The sequence below is a fragment of the Enterobacter sp. SENG-6 genome, assembly GCF_001605945.1.
GTDB lineage: Bacteria > Pseudomonadota > Gammaproteobacteria > Enterobacterales > Enterobacteriaceae > Enterobacter > Enterobacter cloacae.
Window position 1 is genome coordinate 1 of sequence record NZ_LOMM01000043.1, and the last position, 6,334, is coordinate 6,334.

General features: G+C 47.5%; 4 protein-coding genes and 3 pseudogenes. 4 read left to right on the forward strand and 3 right to left on the reverse strand.

The features are described from left to right. Positions 1-81 precede the first annotated feature (81 nt). Both istB and AX755_RS17875 read left to right on the forward strand, forming a co-directional pair. A pseudogene (istB, locus tag AX755_RS17870) lies at positions 82-747 on the forward strand (IS21-like element ISSen3 family helper ATPase IstB); the annotation flags it as partial. Between the two features lie 270 nt (positions 748-1,017). Further along, the gene (locus AX755_RS17875; RefSeq protein ID WP_062857183.1) at positions 1,018-2,505 is read left to right on the forward strand and encodes a methyl-accepting chemotaxis protein; all 1,488 of its coding nucleotides are present in this window, start codon (positions 1,018-1,020) and stop codon (positions 2,503-2,505) included. A 400-nt stretch (positions 2,506-2,905) separates the two neighbouring features. Here the strand turns inward: AX755_RS17875 and AX755_RS17880 are convergent, their stop codons facing one another. Together AX755_RS17880 and AX755_RS17885 are read right to left on the reverse strand one after the other, a co-directional pair. After that, positions 2,906-3,394 (reverse strand): hypothetical protein, encoded by a 489-nt coding sequence (locus AX755_RS17880; protein ID WP_045269685.1) that lies wholly within the window; start codon positions 3,392-3,394, stop codon positions 2,906-2,908. Between the two features lie 378 nt (positions 3,395-3,772). Beyond that, positions 3,773-4,123, reverse strand: coding sequence for a hypothetical protein (locus AX755_RS17885; RefSeq protein WP_045890747.1), 351 nt, complete (start codon positions 4,121-4,123; stop codon positions 3,773-3,775). A gap of 99 nt (positions 4,124-4,222) precedes the next feature. Between AX755_RS17885 and AX755_RS24775 the strand changes: the two are divergent. Continuing rightward, a pseudogene (locus AX755_RS24775) lies at positions 4,223-4,318 on the forward strand (IS1 family transposase); the annotation flags it as partial. Positions 4,319-4,565: 247 nt separating this feature from the next. Here AX755_RS24775 and AX755_RS17890 read toward each other — a convergent pair. Then, entirely contained in the window at positions 4,566-5,795 is a 1,230-nt protein-coding gene (locus tag AX755_RS17890; protein WP_044597283.1) for an EAL and HDOD domain-containing protein, read from the reverse strand. Positions 5,796-6,012: 217 nt separating this feature from the next. Between AX755_RS17890 and AX755_RS24780 the strand changes: the two are divergent. After that, a pseudogene (locus tag AX755_RS24780) lies at positions 6,013-6,334 on the forward strand (IS1-like element transposase); the annotation flags it as partial.

The window sequence follows — 6,334 nt, forward strand, 5'->3', positions numbered from 1 at the left end:
CCTGTCCTGCCAGTCGGCAGAACGGTTAATCCGCAGTGACAGTTGCGCACGCGACACGCCCATGGTCCGGCTGACCATGGCTATATGGACTTCCTGGAGCATCTGCTTCATGAGGAAAAACTGGCCCGGCATCAGCGTAAACAGGCGATGTATACCCGGATGGCGGCCTTCCCGGCAGTGAAAACGTTCGAGGAGTATGACTTCACCTTCGCCACCGGTGCCCCACAGAAGCAAATCCAGTCGTTGCGTTCACTGAGCTTCATAGAGCGCAACGAAAATATCGTGTTGCTGGGGCCATCCGGCGTGGGGAAAACGCATCTGGCAATAGCCATGGGCTACGAAGCGGTACGGGCGGGTATCAAGGTTCGCTTCACTACGGCGGCAGACCTGTTGCTTCAGCTGTCCACGGCACAACGCCAGGGGCGCTATAAAACAACGCTTCACCGTGGCGTGATGGCGCCAAAGCTGCTCATCATCGATGAAATAGGCTATCTGCCGTTCAGCCAGGAAGAGGCAAAGCTGTTCTTCCAGGTCATCGCCAAGCGTTATGAAAAGAGCGCGATGATCCTGACCTCTAACCTGCCGTTCGGGCAGTGGGATCAGACGTTCGCCGGTGATGCGGCGCTGACATCCGCGATGCTGGACCGGATCTTACACCACTCACACGTTGTTCAAATAAAAGGAGAGAGCTATCGACTGAAACAGAAACGAAAGGCCGGGGTTATCGCTGAAGCTAATCCTGAGTAAAACGGTGGATCAATATTAGACCGTCGGTGGAGTTGTAAGTGGATCACTTTTTACCCGTCGTTGACACTACTGTCTGGTGTTTCAGGGGGCTACATCACTTTAACGGGAAATACCATCAAGTTTACTCCTGTCATGCCGATAATATATTCACATTTTCATAACTACTCCCGGTGAAGGATGCCCGGCAGGAAATAAGTGCCGGCCGTAAACTGATGGTTATGAAGGATGCATGCCTTTTTAAACGATTACAGAGTGAGGAATACAGATTTTATGGGAATTTTCAGGGATCTTTCTGTCGCCAGAAAACTGTCGCTGGGGTTTGGCGCACTGCTGGTATTTATAGTTGGGCTGTTTCTGGTTAACCAGTATAACTACGCCATGATAAAAGGCTCCATGGCGCGTACGGCAACGGTGAATGAGTTATATGATATCAATTTGGCCATTATCGATGCCGGTAAGGAATTTCTCGCTGATAACGATGCTGCCGCGTATCAGAAAAAATATAAGGAACTTCAGGATTCCATTACCGCCATGCAGAACACAGTCTCACCAGAAGATCTGGGGGAGGGGCAACAGCTCTGGGAAAAGGTAGTACTTCAGCAGCAAAAATATTTTTCCGCTCATGACGAGGCTGTATCAAAGGGCGGAAGTGCTGCTTCCCTGAATGGCCTGTCAGACCAGCTGAAACCCATGATGGATGACATTAACGTCGTCCTGAATGATGAAATGGAGCGCCTGGCTGCCAGTCTGGTTCGTGACAATATTATCTTTTCCATTGTGGCGCTGCTGGCCATTATCGCGGGGATTGGCATCATGATCATCATTACCCGCAGTATCACCCGCCCGCTGGATGAGGCCATGAAGGGGATAGAGGCTGCCGGCAACGGAGATATGACAACCGCGTTCCGTGAACGTTATCCGGAAGATGAAACAGGACGTCTGCTGTCCGGGCTGAAAGCTACAAGTATTAATATCAGCCGCATGCTCAGCCAGGTTCGCGACAGTTCCTCTTCGGTGTCAACGGCATCTTCCCAGATAGCGGCCGGAAACCAGGATCTCTCTTCCCGTACTGAAGAACAGGCCAGTGCACTCGTTGAGACGGCGTCTGCACTGGAGCAACTGACGGCCACTATAGAAAATACGGCAGAAAACGCCCGTCAGGCACAGACCCTTGTACAGGAAGGGGGCAGTATTGTTAAGCGTAATACAGAAATGATGCAGGCCACTACCCGTCAGATGGAAGGCATTCACCAGTCCTCCCAGAGAATGGCGGATATTATTAACGTCATTGAATCCATCGCCTTCCAGACCAACATCCTGGCACTGAATGCGGCCGTTGAGGCAGCGCGTGCCGGTGAATCCGGACGGGGATTTGCGGTTGTAGCAGCCGAAGTTCGTAGTCTGGCGAAGAAGAGTGCCACGGCGGCCAAAGATATCAAGGGGCTGATCGATGAATCAGTGGAACAGGCCCAGTCTGGCCGTGACCTGATTGACCGGGCCGGTGAAGTCATGCAGGAGATGTCGGTGAACGCCGGGCAGATCGCCCAGATAATCGTGGAAATTGCTCAGGCTGCAACAGAACAAAGTGGCGGAGTACGCCAGATTAATCAGGCGATCGGACAGATAGATACCTCCACCCAGCAGAATGCTGCGCTTGTTGAACAGTCAGCCAGTGCGGCAAGGGCAATGTCTGAGCAGGCCGACACACTGTCTTCACTGGTTAATGCGTTCAGACTCCGGGACGGGCAGGAACCGTGACGCAACGCCCGGATATAGTTGGGAGGTCAGGGAGAGATTTTGCGGGAAATCGTTTCTAACCCTTCGTGAATCCGCATACGGTGCAGACTGTATGGTTCTGGCCTTTGCTGACGTGTTACGGGAAGCCGGTTATGTGGCACACCGGTATCTGTGGGTTTCGCCCACAGCTACCGGCCTACTGGCAGCGGGGATGGCCTGCATTCAGCTATTGCCGATGAAGTGGTGCCTGGAAATGCCCTGAATGATTAACACGGGCGTGTCCTGCTGATGCAGGGGCATCAACCGGGTAACTGGTTTGCCGTTTACGTTCATCATCACTGGCTGCCTGAGTGAAAACGAAACGCATCTGGTTAGGGGCAGCGTTTTTACAGGTCCGATACTGAACGGATAATTCGGTATATTATGTTCGTTTATGCATAATGAATTTTACTTCGCTTCTGACGCAAAAATTGAAGGCATAAAAAAGAGTAAAGAAAATCATAATTTGCATGAATACAATTCCCGGAAGTGATTTTTGTGGCCCCAGTAACATGCCTGTAAGGCAGAACCCTGCGAGCAATAGTGCTATGTTTTCATATAAAGCCACCATTTCTTCAGCTACAGAGAAGATGCAGTTAATTAATTTCCTGTAATAACGGCAGCCTGCCTTACTGATAAAGCCGGTAACTATTATGACCAGTAATCCTGCGATGTATGCTGCCTTTAAAAAAGTCAAAAATAGTGGATCGGTACTAACAAACGAGTCGACTATGATTTTTAACGCTGGTTCCCCCCCGGTTTTGTATGCTGTATAAGAAAAAACAAACCCTAAAATGAAAAAGACACTTATATATCGGGTTATGTCATTTTTAAGATAATCCACGCAGCGAATAAAAAATCGGGCTATCATCTTTTAGTCTCCCTTACCTTTATTAAATTTCTGAGGTTTATTTTGAATATATTATCCATATGGAGAGGATAATGTATGGTTAGTCATTACTGTAACCTGTTCCGTATTTCATATAAATCTACACAGTCTGGTAGTTTTAACTGCACGGGTTCTCCGGCCTGGTGTTGTGCCAGTGAACATTGGTCTCCAGAGCTTTCAGGCATAAAAAATGCCGCTCTCACGGGGATGGAGCGGCGAATCAATCTAGCTGATTTTATTTGTTTCCAGCCTATACTATTTTTTCTGAATCTATCGCCTGAAACACATACCTAAATGCTCTTATTTTTGTTAAGTCATGAAAAAACTGACTGTGATACAGCCGCCGCTTTCTGAGCTGACTTATTCCGGCATGGTTCCCTGTCGGCTCAGTCCGCTGTCCGTTTCAAGGATACGTCTTATATTCACCAGAAGGTTTTTCATCAGAGAAACGGCTCGCCCCACAGCGAGAATTTCAACAAACAGATTAAGGTCTTTTTGTTTCAGATAGTTCAGGAAGTCTGGTTCACTGAGGCTTCCTCCGGCCACCTCGTAAAAGCGGGCAATCGCCTCCATGTTATTCATGTAGGTGCTGATTGCGGCGTACTCGTGTCCTTCCATCTGTTCAAGGATGATCCGGACAGACTGCATCTGGTCGGTCAGTCTCGCATACATGTCTGCATATCTGGCCTGACGGGGATTTATTTCACTCATTATCTCTGCCGCCTGTAAAAAAACCGGCACAGTGCGAACACCATGCCGGAAGGTTATGGCTGACAAAACGGGAACGACAGGCTCCCGTTGCTGTCGGGGGCTACATCAGGACGGAAGTCACTGTCGTTCTCAAAATCGGTGGAGCTGCATGACAAGGTCATCGGGCATTATCTGAACATAAAACACTATCAGTAAGTTGGAGTCATTACCTCGGTATCAATGATTTTCGGAGAAACAAATATTTTGATAACGAAATAAGTAACCATAATTAAAACAACGAAAAAGCTGATAAGAAGGAGGGTAACCCGCCCCTGTGTGGTTTTCCACGTCATAATAGTATTGTCTCGTTCTGTTGGGATGGCTGATATAACGACTTTTGTCAGGATTTCTTTAATCTAAAACGATACAGAAAAATAAATCTTTAACCATATGAGTCAAATAGCTAACATACAGCGAGCTCATCAGCCCATTTAGTGGCTTTCTGCATTGTTTCTATAACAGAGAACTCAGAGATATTCAGTGTTCTGCATATTTCAGCTGTCTCTTCCCAGCTAAGCTTCTCATAACACAAAGAAAGATTAAGTATGTCAAAAAGCTCGCCTTTATGCAGGCAAAGAGCATCGGCGACATTTCCGGGAACCGATATCTGTTGAATTAAATCATCCATGGGCTGCTCGAGAATAACATCCAGCAAAGAAAACAAACCACAAACAAACGCGTTATAGGATAATGAAGCGAGGTTTAATTTCCCGGCAATTAATTCACAAAATTTTCCACGAACCATACTCAGATGATAAAGTTCGCTGACACCCGAAACCCCGATGCTGGAAAGAGCAGCCACCGAAACAAAACGGCGGATTTCGTTATACCCCAGATACATCAGCATTTCTTTCAGAGTAAGTTCCCCTGACGGAGTAATACCGTGTGATTTGAACAGCATGTTTTTTACATAACGCATTATTTTATATGATAAAGTCAGGTCATTTTTCAGTAATCGCTCAAGCACGGTAAAGTCCGGGCTTTCCCTGTTAACTTCCATCATCAGGCTGGAAAGCGCCATCGGATTCTGAGAAAGGCATTTGTTTCGGATGATCTCCGGTCTGCTGAAGAAAAACCCCTGAAAAAGAACAAATCCGGCCTGGCTGTAAAGCTCAAACTCTTCTCTTGTTTCAACTTTTTCAGCCAGAAATTTTATGCCGTGAAGCAAGTGCTTTTTCTCGGTGAGATAGCGATCAATCTCATGGTAAGTTTTTTCCCGAACATCAAATTTAATGACCGAAATATATCTCATAAACCGGTCCCAGGCGCTGTCCAGCGTGAAATCATCAAGTGCCAGCTGATAGCCATTGTCGTGAAGTTCCCTGACCGCCAGGAAAAGCTCGTCATCAGGAATGGCATCCTCAAGGATCTCTATAACCACTTTATCATTCGGCAAGGTATCGCCAAGCCCGCTGATTATCATCCGGTGCGGAACATTGATAAATGAGCTGTGATTGTCAGCGATGCGGGGAATCGGAATGCATAAAAACTGGTCGGAAATCATCCTGGAAGTTGCATATTCAGGCGAAACATCGGGAAAAGAATTCTTCATTCCGACCCTGAAAAGCAATTCATATGCGACGGTCTGCATTTTCCTGTCAAAAATAGGCTGTCGCGCAATAAATGAATACATATTCAGGTCTCCAGGTCAGCATTATAATTTTTTGAAATTTAACCTTTCTATGCTTATAACATGCAAAACTGGCGATTAGTTTGATCTGGAGCACAACTCGGGGCACAAAGAAACCGGGAAGATGCGACATCACCATTCCCGACCAATAGGATTCATCACTGGGGTAATGCTGCCAACTTACTGATTTAGTGTATGATGGTGATTTTAAGGTGCTTGCGTGGCTTCCATTTCCTTCAGATGTCCTTCCTGCTCCGCTACTGAAGGCGTGGTGCGTAACGGCAAAAGCACTGCAGGACATCAGCGCTATCTCTGCTCTCATTGCCGTAAAACATGGCAACTACAGTTCACTTACACCGCCTCTCAGCCCGGTACGCACCAGAAAATCATTGATATGGCCATGAATGGCGTCGGATGTCGCGCCAGTGCACGCATTATGGGCGTTGGCCTCAACACGGTTTTACGTCACTTAAAAAACTCAGGCCGCAGTCGGTAACCTCGCGCATACAACCGGGCAGTGATGTGATTGTCTGCGCTGAAAT